The organism is Variovorax saccharolyticus (assembly GCF_030316765.1).
Classification (GTDB): Bacteria; Pseudomonadota; Gammaproteobacteria; order Burkholderiales; family Burkholderiaceae_C; genus Variovorax; species Variovorax saccharolyticus.
Window position 1 is genome coordinate 1 of record NZ_JASZYT010000020.1, and the last position, 12,549, is coordinate 12,549.

Consider the following 12,549-nt stretch of genomic DNA (forward strand, 5'->3'; position numbering starts at 1 on the left):
AAAAGGGCCGCGCGTGTTTGAGTGGAGCGAAGCGGAGCGAGTTTGCGCGGACCCCGCGTACCGCGAGCAGCGCAGGGCAGCCGCGAAGCGGCCGGTGACGTCGGCCGGCCCAGGGCATACCGCCCGCCGCCGCCGTCCCGAATCCGCATCGGGAGAGGCCCAATGAACCTCTCCAAGCCCTTCGTAGAGCGCCCCATCGCCACGATGCTCCTGACCATCGGCATCGCACTGGCCGGCATCGTCGCCTTTTTCGTGCTGCCGGTGTCGCCGCTGCCGCAGGTCGACTACCCGACGATCTCGGTGCAGGCCAGCCTGGCGGGGGCCAGCCCGAGCACGATGGCCTCGAGCGTCGCGACGCCGCTGGAGCGAAGGCTCGGCATCATCCCCGGCGTCAACGAGCTCACATCGACCAGCTCCAACGGCTCGGCCCGCGTCACGCTGCAGTTCGACCTCAGCCGCAATATCGACAGCGCCGCGCGCGAGGTGCAGGCGGCGATCAACGCTGCCCGCGCCGACCTGCCTGCCACCCTGCGCAGCAACCCGACCTATCGCAAGCGCAATCCGACCGCGGCGCCCGTCATCATCCTCGCGCTGACCTCGAAGACCCGCACCCCCGGCCAGATCTACGAGGCGGTCTCCAACATCGTGAGCCAGCGCCTGTCGCAGGTCGAAGGGGTCGGCGAGGTCGAGATCGGCGGCGGCTCGCTGCCCGCGGTGCGGGTCGAGCTCGAGCCCTTTGCGCTCAACCGCTTCGGCATCAGCACCGAGGACGTGCGCGCCGCCATCCAGGCCAACAACGCCAACCGCCCCAAGGGCGCGATCGAGAGCGCGGACCGCCGGCTGCAGATCTACACGCCGGCGCCGGGCCGCCACGCCTCCGAGTACCGCGACATGGTGATCGCCTGGCGCAACAACGCCGCGGTGCGCCTGGGCGACGTCGCGCGCGTGATCGACAGCGTCGAGAACACGCGCACGCTGGGCCTCTTCAACGGCGAGCCCGCGGTGATCGTGCTGGTCACGCAATCGCCCGGCGCCAACATCATCGAGACCGTCGACGGCGTGCGCGAGCTGCTGCCCGAACTGCGTGCGCAGCTGCCGCAGGACATCGACGTGCAGGTCGCCTCCGACCGCACCAACACCATCCGCGCCTCGCTGCGCGAGATCGAGGCCACGCTGATGATCTCGGTGGCGCTGGTGGTGCTGGTGGTCGGCCTGTTCCTGCGCAAGGCGCGCGCCACCATCGTGCCCGCGGTGGCGACCGTGGTGTCGCTGCTCGGCACCTTCGGCGTCATGTACCTGCTGGGCTACAGCCTCAACAACCTGAGCCTGATGGCGCTCACGGTCGCGACCGGTTTCGTGGTCGACGATGCGATCGTGGTGCTCGAGAACACCACCCGCCACGTCGAGGCCGGCATGAACCGCATCGAGGCGGCGCTGCGCGGCGCGCGCGAAGTCGGCTTCACGGTGCTGTCGATCAGCCTGTCGCTGGTGGCGGTGTTCATCCCGCTGCTGTTCATGGGCGGCCAGGTCGGCCGGCTGTTCCGCGAGTTCGCGGTCACGCTGTCGTCCGCGGTGCTGATCTCGCTCGTGATCTCGCTCACCACCACCCCGATGCTGTGCGCGATGCTGCTGCGCAGCGAGGCCGAGGAGGCCGGGGGCAAGCCGCCCGGACGCCTGCGCGCCTGGTTCGCCCGGGTCGGCGAGCGGGCCTGGAACGGCACGCTGCGCACCTATGCCCACAGCCTCGATTGGGCGCTGGCCAGCAAGGGTGTGGTCGTCGCGGTGCTGCTGGCGGTGATCGGACTCAACATCTATCTCTTCAACGCCATCCCGAAGGGCTACTTCCCGCAGCAGGACAACGGCCAGCTCAACGCCGGCCTGCGCGCCGACCAGAGCATCTCGTCGGGCGCGATCGCCGACAAGCTGCGCCAGGCGGTGGACATCATCCGCAAGGACCCGGCGGTCGACACCGTGGTCGGCTTCTCGGGCGGCGGCCGGTCGGGCGGCGGCTTCATGTTCGTCAATCTGAAGCCGCCGTCGCAGCGCGGCGAGAAGACGCAGGCGGTGATCGACCGCTTGCGGCCGCAGCTCAACCAGCTGACCGGCCTGCGCGTGTTCCTGAGTCCGGTGCAGGACCTGCGCATGGGCGGGCGTTCGAGCAACTCGAGCTACCAGTACACGCTCAAGAGCGACAACCTGGCCGATTTGCGCGCCTGGTCGACCAAGCTCGCCAACCGGCTGCGCGACGAGACCGCGCTGACCGACGTCGACAGCGACGATGCCGACAACGGGGTCGAGACCTACGTCGAAGTCGACCGCGACGCCGCGGCCCGGCTCGGCGTGACCTCGGCCGCGGTCGACAGCGCGCTCTACAACGCCTACGGCCAGCGCTCGGTGGCGACCATCTACGACGAGCTCAACCAGTACTCGGTGGTGATGGAGTGGGCGCCGCGCTTCCAGCGCGCGCCGATCGCGCTGAAGGACATGTACGTGCCCTCGACCTTGCAGACCACCACCGATGCCAGCGGCCAGTCGATCACCAGTTCGCTCAAGAACACGACCGATGCCAACACCGGCACCTCGACCACGGTGTCGGCCAACCCGGCGTCGCGAACCGCCTCCACCGGACAGCAACTCGCCACCGACACCACGCTGATGGTGCCGCTGTCGGCCTTCGCCAAGCTCAGCGAGCGGGCGGTGCCGACATCGATCGACCACCAGGACACCGAGCTCGCGAGCACCGTGTCGTTCAGCCTGGCCGACGGCGTGAGCCTGTCGGACGCCAAGCGCATCGTGGCCCAGGCCGAAGCCGACATCGCGATGCCGATCAACGTGCGCGGGAGCTTCCAGGGCACGGCCCTGGCGGCCCAGCAGTCGCAGGGCCAGCAGTGGTTCCTGATCCTCGCGGCGCTGATCGTGATCTACATCGTGCTGGGCGTGCTGTACGAGAGCCTGGTGCATCCGATCACGGTGCTGACCACGCTGCCTTCGGCCGGCGTCGGCGCGGTGCTGGCGCTACTGCTGTTCCGCATGGAGTTCTCGATCATCGCGCTGATCGGCGTCTTCCTCTTGATCGGCATCGTCAAGAAGAACGCGATCCTGATCATCGACTTCGCGCTCGAGGCCGAGCGCTCGCGCGGACTCACGGCGGTCGAGGCGGTGCGCGAGGCTTGCCTGCTTCGCTTCCGCCCGATTCTCATGACCACGCTGGCCGCCGCCCTCGGCGCATTGCCGCTGGCCATCGGCTTCGGCCTCGGCTCGGAGCTGCGCCAGCCGCTGGGCGTCGCCATCATCGGCGGGCTGATCGCCAGCCAGTTGCTGACCCTGCTGACCACGCCGGTCGTCTACGTGCTGCTCGACAAGCTGCGCCGCCGGCCCGCCAACGAAAAGTCCCTGAGCCGCGGCGCCACTTCCCCGCTGACCGGCGCCCCCGAGATCGCATCGAACCCATGACTGCAGCCCAACGTCCCTATCACCGACTTCCCGTCGCCCTGGCCCTGGCGGCACTGCTGGCCGGCTGTGCCGTCGGGCCGACCTACGAGCGACCGCCGGTGGCCGCGCCGGCGGCCTGGAAGTCGGCTCCCGCCGAAGCCGGCTGGCAGCCGGCGGCGCCGGCCGATGCCTTCGATCGCGGCGAATGGTGGAAGCTCTTCGGCGACGCCACGCTCGACGAACTCGCGGCGCGCGTGCAGATCTCGAACCAGAACATCGCCGCCGCGGTCGCCAACTACGCGCAGGCCCAGGCACTGGTGCGCGGCCAGCGCGCGGCGCTGTTCCCCCAGGTCACGCTCGACGGCAGCGCGCGCCGCACCGGGGGCCGCGACATCTCGGCCGCCACCGCCTCGGCCGCCGCGCTGGGCGTCGACTGGCAGCCGGACGTCTGGGGCCGCCTGCGCAAGGCGGTCGACAGCGCCCAGGCCAGCGCCCAGGCCAGCGAAGCCGATCTGGCGGCAGCGCGCCTGTCGTCGGTCGGCGAGCTCGCCAGCAACTATTTCTCGCTGCGCGAAGCCGATGCCGAACTGCGCATCCTCGACGACACGCTGGAGGGCTACGAGCGCAGCCTGCAGATCACGCGCAACCGCTATGCCGCCAGCATCGCGGCCCAGAGCGACGTGCTGCAGGCCGAGACGCTGTACGCCAACACGCGGGCCGAGCGGGCGCAGCTGAAGCGCAGTCGCGATGCGCTCGAGCATGCGATCGCGGTGCTGGTCGGCGTGGCGCCGGCCGATTTCAGCCTGCCTGCGGGCGAGTGGAAGATGACGGTGCCCGGCGTGCCGGCCGAGCTGCCCTCGACCTTGCTGGAGCGCCGGCCCGACATCGCCGCGGCCGAGCGCCAGGTGGCGGCCGCCAATGCGCAGATCGGCATCGCCCGCTCGGCCTACTACCCCAACTTCAGCCTGAGCGGCGGCATCAGCACCAGCGCCTCGCGCGTGGGCGACCTGTTCAATGCCTCGAACACGCTGTGGTCGCTGGGCCTCTCGGTGGCGCAGGTGGTGTTCGACGCCGGGGCGATCGGCGCCAGCGTCGATGCCGCGAAGGCGGGTCACGAGGCCTCGGTGGCGCGCTATCGACAGACCGTGCTGGCCGCCTTCCAGAGCGTCGAGGACCAGCTCACCGCCGGCACCAGCCTGGCACAGCAGGAGGTGCTGCGCCGCGAGAGTTCGGCCGCGGCCGACCGCACCGAGCAGCAGTTCCTGAACCGCTACCGTGCCGGCACCATCGACTACACCAGCGTGGTGGTGGCACAGGTGTCGGCGCTCAATTCGCGGCGCACCCTGCTGCAGGTGCAGGTCAATCGCCAGCTCGCGGCGGTGACGCTGATCCAGACGCTCGGCGGCGGCTGGCATGCCGAGTGGATGGAGCCGTCGCCCAAGCCGGTCGCGGCGACGGCGCCGGCCAGGTCCTGAGTCAGCCTCCGCGCAGCCGCGGCGCCTGGAGGTAGGCGCCGGACTCGAAGAGCTGGGTCTCGGCCTGGTCGATGCGCTTGACCACCGGCTTGCCGGCACGGCTGGCGAGCAGCTCGAGCAGGGCTTCGGCCAGTGCCATGCCGGCGGCGACCGAGGGAAAGAACGATGGGCTCCGGATCGCGAACAGCAGCGTTTCGTCCGCCAGTAGCGACAGCGGCGAGGCCGCGCTGTCGGTCAGCGCGAGCAGCTTGCAGCCGGCCGCCTTGGCCGCTTGCGCCACCTGCAGCGCTTCGCGCGAGTAGGGCGCGAAGCTGGCCACGACCAAAGCGTCCCCCTTGCCCATCGCCCGCTGCTGCATCTCGAGCGAGCCGCCCTGGCCGTCGATCAGCTGCACGCTGCTGCGGAACATGCGGTAGACGTAGACGAAGGCGAAAGCGATCGGGAACGAGGCCCTGAAGCCCGCCGCGTGCACGGTGTTCGCCTTCTCGAGCAGCGCGCAGGCCTTGTGCAGCGAGTCCGCGCTCTGGCGCTGCGTGGCCTCGAGGTTGTGGCGCTGCACCTCGAACATCTCCTCGACCAGCCCATGGTCGGCGGCCCGGCCCACCAGCGTGCGGGCGCGCTCGCCGTAGGCCTCGGGCCCGAGCCCCATGTCCGAGGCCACCGCTTCCTTGAACTGCGGCCAGCCTGCATAGCCCAGGTGCTGCGCGAAGCGGACCAGGGTGGCGGGGGTGCCGCCCGCGCGCGTGCCGACCGTGCGCATCGAATGCGTGACCACGTCGTTCGGGTGGTCCAGCACATAGCGGGCCACCTGCTGCAGTGCGGGGCTCAGGCTGGCGAAGCGCTGGCGGAGATCGTCCTTGACGCCCATGAAATTCCTCTGTCTCGGGTTTGGAACGAATGTACCGGATGGAACAGATGTGTTCCAGAAAGGCTTGACGGAACAAATGTTCCAAACAATAATTGACTCGGTACATTGGTTCCATCGCTCAACGACATGACGCACGTCTTCCATCGCCATCTCCGCCACACGCCGCCGGCCGCCGTTTCCGCCAGCGGCATGACGATCCGCGACGCTTCCGGGCGCGACTACCTTGATGCCTCGGGCGGCGCTGCCGTCTCCTCGCTGGGGCACGGCCATCCGGACGTGATCGCGGCGATGCATGCGCAGATCGACCGCATCGCCTACGCGCACACCTCGTTCTTCACCACAGAGGTGGCCGAGGAGCTTGCCGACGAACTGATTCGCACCGCGCCCGAGGGCATGAGCCACGTCTACCTGGTGAGCGGCGGCTCCGAGGCCGTGGAGTCGGCGCTGAAGATGGCGCGCCAGTACTTCGTCGAGATCGGGCAGCCGCAGCGCACGCACTTCATCGCCCGCCGCCAGAGCTACCACGGCAACACGCTCGGTGCGCTGGCGGTCGGCGGCAATGCCTGGCGGCGCGAGCCCTTCGCGCCGATCCTGGTGCCGGCGACGCATGTCGCGCCCTGCTATCCCTACCGCGAGCAGCGCGAGGGCGAGAGCGCCCAGCAGTACGGCTGGAGGCTCGCCGCCGAACTCGAGGCGGCGATCCTCGCGCAGGGTGCGGACCGCGTGATCGCCTTCGTGGCCGAGACCGTCGGCGGCGCCACCGCCGGTGTGCTGACGCCGGTGCCGGGCTACTTCAAGGCGGTGCGCGAGGTCTGCGACCGCCATGGCGTGCTCTTGATCCTCGACGAGGTGATGTGCGGCATGGGCCGCTGCGGCACGCTGTACGCCTGCGAGCAGGAGGGCGTGGTGCCCGACCTGGTCACGGTCGCCAAGGGGCTCGGCGGCGGCTACCAGCCGATCGGCGCGGTGCTCGCGCAGCGCCGGATCGTCGAGGCGATGTCCAAGGGGAGCGGCTTCTTCCAGCACGGCCACACCTACCTCGGCCATCCCGTGGCCTGTGCCGCCGCACTCGCGGTGCAACAGGTGATCCGCCGCGACGGCCTGCTGGCCAAGGTGCGCGAAGACGGTGAAGTCTTCGGTGCCATGCTGCGCAGCGCACTCGGCGACCATCCCCACGTGGGCGACATCCGCGGCCGTGGCTTCTTCTGGGGCGTGGAACTGGTGGCCGACCGGGCCGGCAAGACGCCCTTCGCGCCGGGGCTGCAACTGCATGCCCGGATCAAGAAGGAGGCGATGGCGCGCGGCCTGCTGTGCTATCCCTTCGGCGGCACGGTCGACGGCCGGCAGGGCGACCACGTGCTGCTGGCGCCACCCTTCATCGCGACGCGCGACGACCTGCAGGAGATCGCGAGCCGGCTGGCCGGTGCGGTCGACTTCGTCACGCGCGCGGTCGATGCGACCCGGGCGCACTGAAGCGCTCCCGACCTTTTTCCCCTTCCCGTCCTTCCATCCGTTCCGAGGAGTTGCTCCATGGTCTTCGCTCGTCTGTCCACGCTTGCCTGCGCCGCCCTGATGGCCTGCGCGCTGCTCCCGCTCACCGCCGCCCAGGCCCAGGAGGGCGGCACGCTCGCCAAGGTCAAGTCCAGCGGCGCGATCACCTTCGGCTACCGAGAATCGTCCTTCGGCTTCTCCTACCTCGATGGCAACCTGAAGCCGGTCGGCTACAGCATCGACATCTGCAACCGCATCGTCGAGGCGCTCAAGGCCGAACTCCGGATGCCTGCCATCGAGGTCCGCTACCAGGCCGTGACCTCGGCCAACCGCATCCCGCTGGTGGCCAACGGCACGGTCGACATCGAGTGCGGCTCCACCACCAACCTGGTCGAGCGGCAGAAGCAGGTGGCGTTCTCGCCCGACATCTTCCGCTACAACGTGCGCATGCTGGTCAAGGCCGATTCGGGAATCCGGAGCATCGCCGACCTGCAGGGCAAGACCGTGGTCACCACCACCGGTACCACCTCGTTCCGGCTGCTGCGCGAGGCCGACAAGGGCAAGAACCTCGAGGTCGTCAACGTCGCGGCCAAGGACCACACCGAATCCTTCCTGCTGGTCGAGAACGGCCGGGCGCAGGCCTTCGTGCTGGACGACATCCTGCTGGCGGGCCAGATCGCCAATGCGCGCAACCCGAAGGACTTCCTGATCGCCGGCGAGAGCCTGCGCACCGAGAACCAGTCGCTGATGCTGCGCAAGGACGATCCCGAGTTCAAGGCGCTGGTGGACCGCGTGGTCGGCGGCATGATGAAATCGGGCGAGATGGAAAAGCTCTACAACCGCTGGTTTATGGCGCCGATCCCGCCGAAGAACATCAACATCAACTATCCGCTCAATGCCGAGACCCGGGACGCGTTCGCCAATCCTTCGTCGAAGGGGATCTGAGCCCCGGCCATGACCCGCATCGCACTCATCCACGCACTGGCGCATTCGGTCGCCCCGATCAACGAGGCGATGGCGCGCGACTGGCCCGAGGCCATCCGCATGAACCTGCTCGACGACAGCCTCTCTGCCGATCTCGCCCGCAACGGGCGCGGCCTAGACGAAGCCATGCACGAGCGTTTCCAGCGCCTCGCGCAATATGCCGTGGACAGCGGCGCACAAGGCATTCTGTTCACCTGCTCGGCCTTCGGGCCGTGCATCGAGGCGGTGGCGCGGCGGCACGCGGGGATGCCGGTGCTGAAGCCGAACGAGGCGATGATCGAGGAAGCCTCCGCCGGCACCGGCAAGCTGGGGCTGATCGCGAGTTTCCGGCCGACGCTCGAATCGATGCCGACCGAGTTTCCGCCGGACGTGGCGCTCGAACTGGCGCTGGCCGAGGGTGCGCTCGAAGCCCTGATCGCCGGCGACGCCGATCGCCACGATCTGCAGGTTGCCGCCCATGCGCGGGCCTTGAGCGAGCGCGGATGCACCCGCATCGCGCTGGCCCAGTTCAGCCTGGCGCGGGCTCGGGCGGCCTGCGAGGCGGCGTCCGGCCTGCCCGTGCTGACCACGGTCGACAGCGCGGTGCGCGCATTGCGGCGGCGATTGGTCTGATTTCGGCGTGCCTGCGATCCGGGCGTGCCGCATTGCGGATGCGGGGCAGTAGGATCGCATCACGATGAATCCGCTCCTCGACAACATCGCCTGGAACACGCTTTCCGGTGCCCACGCCGGCTTCGCCACGGGCACCGATCGCGCCCGGCGCTATTCCCCCGGCTTTTCGCCGATCGTCGGCTTCGCCAATCCGCAGCAGCCTGACCTGGCCGACCTGGCGCCGTTCTGCGAGCCGGGCGACCACTTCTATTGCATGGACTGGTCCGGCAGCGCACCCGCCGGCTGGCAGATCGATCTCGACTCGACCATGTTCAGGATGGTCTGGCAGGGCGCGTTGCCGGACGACGACCCGCAGCTGGACGCCGTGCCGCTGCGTCCGGAACACGCGGCGCAGGCGGTCGAACTCGCCGCACTGACCCGTCCGGGCCCCTTCGGCCCGAGGACGCCCGAACTCGGCGACTACTTCGGCTGCTTCGAGGGCGATCGCCTGATCGCCATGGCGGGCGAGCGCATGTGCGCCGGAACGCTGCGCGAGATCAGCGGCGTCTGCACGCATCCCGACTTCCAGGGCCGCGGCCTCGCGCGCCGGCTGGCCGCGAAACTGATCCGCCGCCAGCTGCAGCGCGGCGAGACGCCTTTCCTGCATGTCATGCGCGACAACGAGGGTGCCCATGCGCTCTACGCCCGCATGGGATTCCGCGACCATCGCGAAGTCGTCGTGCGCGTGATCTCGCCCTGCTGAGCTGAACGCAAGCTGACTTGCCCGATCGCGATAATCGACGCTCTTTCAAGGAGTGCGCGTGGATATCGTTTTGCTGGCCAAGGCCGCCATCATGGGGATCGTCGAGGGACTGACCGAGTTCCTGCCCATCTCGTCGACCGGCCACCTGATACTTGCGGGCTCGCTGCTCGGCTTCGACGACGACAAGGCCAAGGTCTTCGACATCGCGATCCAGACCGGTGCGATCTTCGCGGTGATCCTGGTCTACTGGCAGAAGATCCATTCGACCATCGTCGCGCTGCCGCGCCAGCCGAAGGCGCGGCGCTTCGCGCTCAACGTCCTGATCGGCTTCCTGCCGGCGGTGGTGCTGGGGCTGCTGTTCGGCAAGGCGATCAAGGCGCATCTGTTCACGCCGACCGTGGTGGCCAGCACCTTCATCATCGGCGGCTTCATCATCCTGTGGGCCGAGAAGCGGCCGCCCGGCTCGGTGCGCATCGAGCACGTGGACGACATGACGCCCTGGGACGCGCTCAAGGTCGGCCTGGTGCAGTGCTTCGCGATGATCCCCGGCACCAGCCGCAGCGGCTCGACCATCATCGGCGGCATGCTGCTCGGGCTGTCGCGCAAGGCGGCGACCGATTTCTCTTTCTTCCTCGCCATCCCGACCCTGATCGGAGCCGGCGCCTACAGCCTCTACAAGGAGCGCGCGCTGCTGTCGGCGGCCGACATCCCGCTGTTCGCGGTGGGGCTGCTGTTCTCGTTCCTGAGCGCCTGGCTGTGCGTGCGCTGGCTGCTGCGCTACATCAGCACGCACGACTTCGTGCCCTTCGCCTGGTACCGCATCGCCTTCGGCATCGTGGTGCTGGCGACCGCCTGGAGCGGCGTGGTGACCTGGGCAGAGTAGCGTGAACAGGCCCTGGCAGGGCTCAGTGCGGTGACGAGAGCTTCATCAGCACGATGCCGCAGACGATCAGGCCGCCCGCGGCGATCCGCATGAGGCTGGCCTGCTCGCCGAGCACGGCGATGCCGACCACGAAGGCGCCCACGGCCCCGATGCCGGTCCAGATCGTGTAGGCGGTCCCGAGCGGCAGCGAGCGCATCGAGATCGACAGCAGGCCGAAGCTTGCGATCATGAGGACCAGCGTGAGGACCGTCGGCCACGGGCGGCTGAAGCCCTCGGAGAGCTTCATCGAATAGGCCCAGGCCACTTCGAGCATGCCGGCGATGACAAGACAGATCCAGGCCATGTGTGGTTCACTCCAAGAAAAAGCCGGGCCCTCAGGCGAGCAGATTGCGCAGCGCCGCCTCGACCGCCGCCGCGGTGGCGATCGGCTTTTCCATCGGAAACAGATGCGTGCCGTCCAGCATCATGATGCGGCCCTTGGTGACCTGCTGCGTCATCGTCATGCCCACGCGCTTCATCTCCACCGACTGGCGGCCGCCGACGAAGGCCGCAGGGCACTTGAGCGGATGGGCGCGCAGCAGGGCGCCGAGGTTGTGCGGGATGGTCTCGTAGATCGCTGTCTCGACATCGCGGTCGAAACTCAGCGCCCGCGAATTGGGTCGGGCGTCGCTCGCATCGTCGAGGTCGAAGGTGCCGTGCTCGATGTAGTCGCGCAGGACGCGCTCGTCCCACCTGGCAAAGGCCTTCTTGCTGCGAAAGTGCTCGAACACCGCCTCGCGGTGCTCCCAGCTGTTCCTGCGCTTGCGGCTGATCATCCCGGGCGTGACGCTCTTCATGAGCGGCGTGCGCTTCATGAGGTTGATGGTGCCGGCGCGCCAGCCGCCGATGATCGGCGAATCGAGCAGCACCACGCCCTTGGCGAGCCCGGGATGCAGCGCGGCGCACATCAGGCTCAGGAAGCCGCCGAGCGAATGGCCGACCAGCAGCACCGGGCTGCCCGCGCGCTCGCTGCGCTGCTTGGCGAAATCCGCCAGCTGCTGCACCAGGTGCGGCCAGTTGTCGGTCACCGGGTACTTCGGGTCGTGGCCGAATTTCTCGATCGCGTCGATCTCGAAGCCGCGGTTGCGCAGGCTGTCCAGCATCACGCGGTAGGTGCTCGCGGGAAAGCTGTTCCCGTGAGAGAAGATCACTGGCGGCAAACCCATCGCCGCGCCTAGATCAGCTTTTCTTCGGGCGTCGAGATCTTGCGCAGCGGGCTGTGCCGCGTGGCGGGCATCTTCAGCGGGTGCTCGGTGAAGGCGTCGTCCCAGACCGGGTCCTCGATGCTGTCGAACACTTCGCGCAGCTTCTGGCCCCAGCTGTTGTGCATCATCCGGTAGTAGGGGTTGTCGGCATCGATGCAGACCACCTTGTCGGTGCGCAGGGTGTTGGCCTCGTACACCACGAGGTCGAGCGGCAGGCCGACCGAGAGGTTCGACTTCATGGTCGAATCCATCGACACCAGCGCACACTTGGCGGCTTCGTCGAGCGGCGTCTCGGGCGTCAGCACGCGGTCGAGCACCGGCTTGCCGTACTTCGACTCGCCGACCTGGAAGTAGGGCGTCTCGGTGGTCGCCTCGATGAAGTTCCCGGCCGCATAGACCAGGAACAGGCGCATGCCCTCGCCCTTGACCTGGCCGCCGAAGACGAAGGAGACGTTGAAGTCCAGCCCGGCATGCTTCAGCGCCTCGGCGTCGCGGTCGTAGACGTGGCGCACCGCCGAGCCGAGCACGCGGGCAGCGTCGAACATGCTCTTGGCGTTCCAGATCGTGATCGGCGGGCTTTCTTCGCCGTTTTCCTTGGTCTCGCGCAGCTCCTCGATCTGGAGGATTTCGCGCACCGACTGCGAGATGCTGAGATTGCCGGCCGACAGCAGCACCATGACGCGGTCGCCCGGCTGCTCGTAGACGATCATCTTGCGGAAGGTGCTGATGTGATCCACGCCCGCATTGGTGCGCGAATCGGACAGGAACACCAATCCGGCGTTGAGTTTGATGCCGACGCAGTAGGTCATGAGTTCTTC

Annotated in this window: 11 protein-coding genes; 7 read left to right on the forward strand and 4 right to left on the reverse strand. The window is 68.5% G+C overall.

Going from position 1 to position 12,549, the window contains the following annotated elements; genetic code table 11:
* The first annotated feature begins 162 nt into the window (after window positions 1–162).
* Both QTI45_RS34370 and QTI45_RS34375 read left to right on the forward strand, forming a co-directional pair.
* Window positions 163–3,453 carry an efflux RND transporter permease subunit gene (locus QTI45_RS34370; protein WP_286657533.1) on the forward strand — a complete coding sequence of 1,097 codons (3,291 nt, stop codon included), beginning with the start codon at window positions 163–165 and terminating at the stop codon, window positions 3,451–3,453.
* Window positions 3,450–4,907 (forward strand): efflux transporter outer membrane subunit, encoded by a 1,458-nt coding sequence (locus QTI45_RS34375; protein WP_286372623.1) that lies wholly within the window; start codon window positions 3,450–3,452, stop codon window positions 4,905–4,907. The genes QTI45_RS34370 and QTI45_RS34375 overlap by 4 nt, the downstream gene beginning before the upstream one ends.
* Before the next feature lies 1 nt (window position 4,908).
* Here the strand turns inward: QTI45_RS34375 and QTI45_RS34380 are convergent, their stop codons facing one another.
* Entirely contained in the window at window positions 4,909–5,775 is an 867-nt protein-coding gene (locus QTI45_RS34380; RefSeq protein WP_286657534.1) for a MurR/RpiR family transcriptional regulator, read from the reverse strand.
* Window positions 5,776–5,901: 126 nt separating this feature from the next.
* Here QTI45_RS34380 and QTI45_RS34385 point away from each other — a divergent pair, with 126 nt between their 5' ends.
* From QTI45_RS34385 to QTI45_RS34405, 5 genes are all read left to right on the forward strand, one after another.
* The gene (locus QTI45_RS34385; protein WP_286657535.1) at window positions 5,902–7,248 is read left to right on the forward strand and encodes an aspartate aminotransferase family protein; all 1,347 of its coding nucleotides are present in this window, start codon (window positions 5,902–5,904) and stop codon (window positions 7,246–7,248) included.
* Window positions 7,249–7,305: 57 nt separating this feature from the next.
* Window positions 7,306–8,211, forward strand: a complete 906-nt coding sequence (locus tag QTI45_RS34390; RefSeq protein ID WP_286372620.1) for a transporter substrate-binding domain-containing protein — start codon at window positions 7,306–7,308, stop codon at window positions 8,209–8,211.
* A gap of 9 nt (window positions 8,212–8,220) precedes the next feature.
* Window positions 8,221–8,862: an aspartate/glutamate racemase family protein gene (locus tag QTI45_RS34395; protein WP_286657536.1), complete on the forward strand. Its 642-nt coding sequence runs from the start codon at window positions 8,221–8,223 to the stop codon at window positions 8,860–8,862.
* Window positions 8,863–8,926: 64 nt separating this feature from the next.
* Window positions 8,927–9,604 (forward strand): GNAT family N-acetyltransferase, encoded by a 678-nt coding sequence (locus QTI45_RS34400; protein WP_286657537.1) that lies wholly within the window; start codon window positions 8,927–8,929, stop codon window positions 9,602–9,604.
* 58 nt (window positions 9,605–9,662) lie between these two features.
* Window positions 9,663–10,487 carry an undecaprenyl-diphosphate phosphatase gene (locus tag QTI45_RS34405; RefSeq protein WP_286657538.1) on the forward strand — a complete coding sequence of 275 codons (825 nt, stop codon included), beginning with the start codon at window positions 9,663–9,665 and terminating at the stop codon, window positions 10,485–10,487.
* Window positions 10,488–10,509: 22 nt separating this feature from the next.
* Here the strand turns inward: QTI45_RS34405 and QTI45_RS34410 are convergent, their stop codons facing one another.
* Genes QTI45_RS34410 through QTI45_RS34420 form a run of 3 tightly spaced genes read right to left on the reverse strand, consistent with a single transcriptional unit; the run spans window position 10,510 to window position 12,540 of the window.
* Window positions 10,510–10,830 carry a DMT family transporter gene (locus QTI45_RS34410; RefSeq protein WP_286657539.1) on the reverse strand — a complete coding sequence of 107 codons (321 nt, stop codon included), beginning with the start codon at window positions 10,828–10,830 and terminating at the stop codon, window positions 10,510–10,512.
* Window positions 10,831–10,861: 31 nt separating this feature from the next.
* A complete protein-coding gene (locus QTI45_RS34415) occupies window positions 10,862–11,692 on the reverse strand; it encodes an alpha/beta hydrolase (RefSeq protein ID WP_286657540.1) in 831 nt (276 codons plus the stop codon).
* A gap of 8 nt (window positions 11,693–11,700) precedes the next feature.
* Window positions 11,701–12,540: a proteasome-type protease gene (locus QTI45_RS34420; protein ID WP_286372614.1), complete on the reverse strand. Its 840-nt coding sequence runs from the start codon at window positions 12,538–12,540 to the stop codon at window positions 11,701–11,703.
* Window positions 12,541–12,549 lie beyond the last annotated feature (9 nt).

What these genes read in the sequence shown, in the direction of transcription:
- QTI45_RS34415 (WP_286657540.1), bottom strand. Translation starts at nt 11,692, where the DNA reads ATGGGTTTGCCGCCAGTGATCTTCTCTCACGGGAACAGCTTTCCCGCG.
- QTI45_RS34420 (WP_286372614.1), bottom strand. Translation starts at nt 12,540, where the DNA reads ATGACCTACTGCGTCGGCATCAAACTCAACGCCGGATTGGTGTTCCTG.
- QTI45_RS34390 (WP_286372620.1), top strand. Translation starts at nt 7,306, where the DNA reads ATGGTCTTCGCTCGTCTGTCCACGCTTGCCTGCGCCGCCCTGATGGCC.
- QTI45_RS34385 (WP_286657535.1), top strand. Translation starts at nt 5,902, where the DNA reads ATGACGCACGTCTTCCATCGCCATCTCCGCCACACGCCGCCGGCCGCC.
- QTI45_RS34395 (WP_286657536.1), top strand. Translation starts at nt 8,221, where the DNA reads ATGACCCGCATCGCACTCATCCACGCACTGGCGCATTCGGTCGCCCCG.
- QTI45_RS34370 (WP_286657533.1), top strand. Translation starts at nt 163, where the DNA reads ATGAACCTCTCCAAGCCCTTCGTAGAGCGCCCCATCGCCACGATGCTC.
- QTI45_RS34400 (WP_286657537.1), top strand. Translation starts at nt 8,927, where the DNA reads ATGAATCCGCTCCTCGACAACATCGCCTGGAACACGCTTTCCGGTGCC.
- QTI45_RS34410 (WP_286657539.1), bottom strand. Translation starts at nt 10,830, where the DNA reads ATGGCCTGGATCTGTCTTGTCATCGCCGGCATGCTCGAAGTGGCCTGG.
- QTI45_RS34380 (WP_286657534.1), bottom strand. Translation starts at nt 5,775, where the DNA reads ATGGGCGTCAAGGACGATCTCCGCCAGCGCTTCGCCAGCCTGAGCCCC.
- QTI45_RS34375 (WP_286372623.1), top strand. Translation starts at nt 3,450, where the DNA reads ATGACTGCAGCCCAACGTCCCTATCACCGACTTCCCGTCGCCCTGGCC.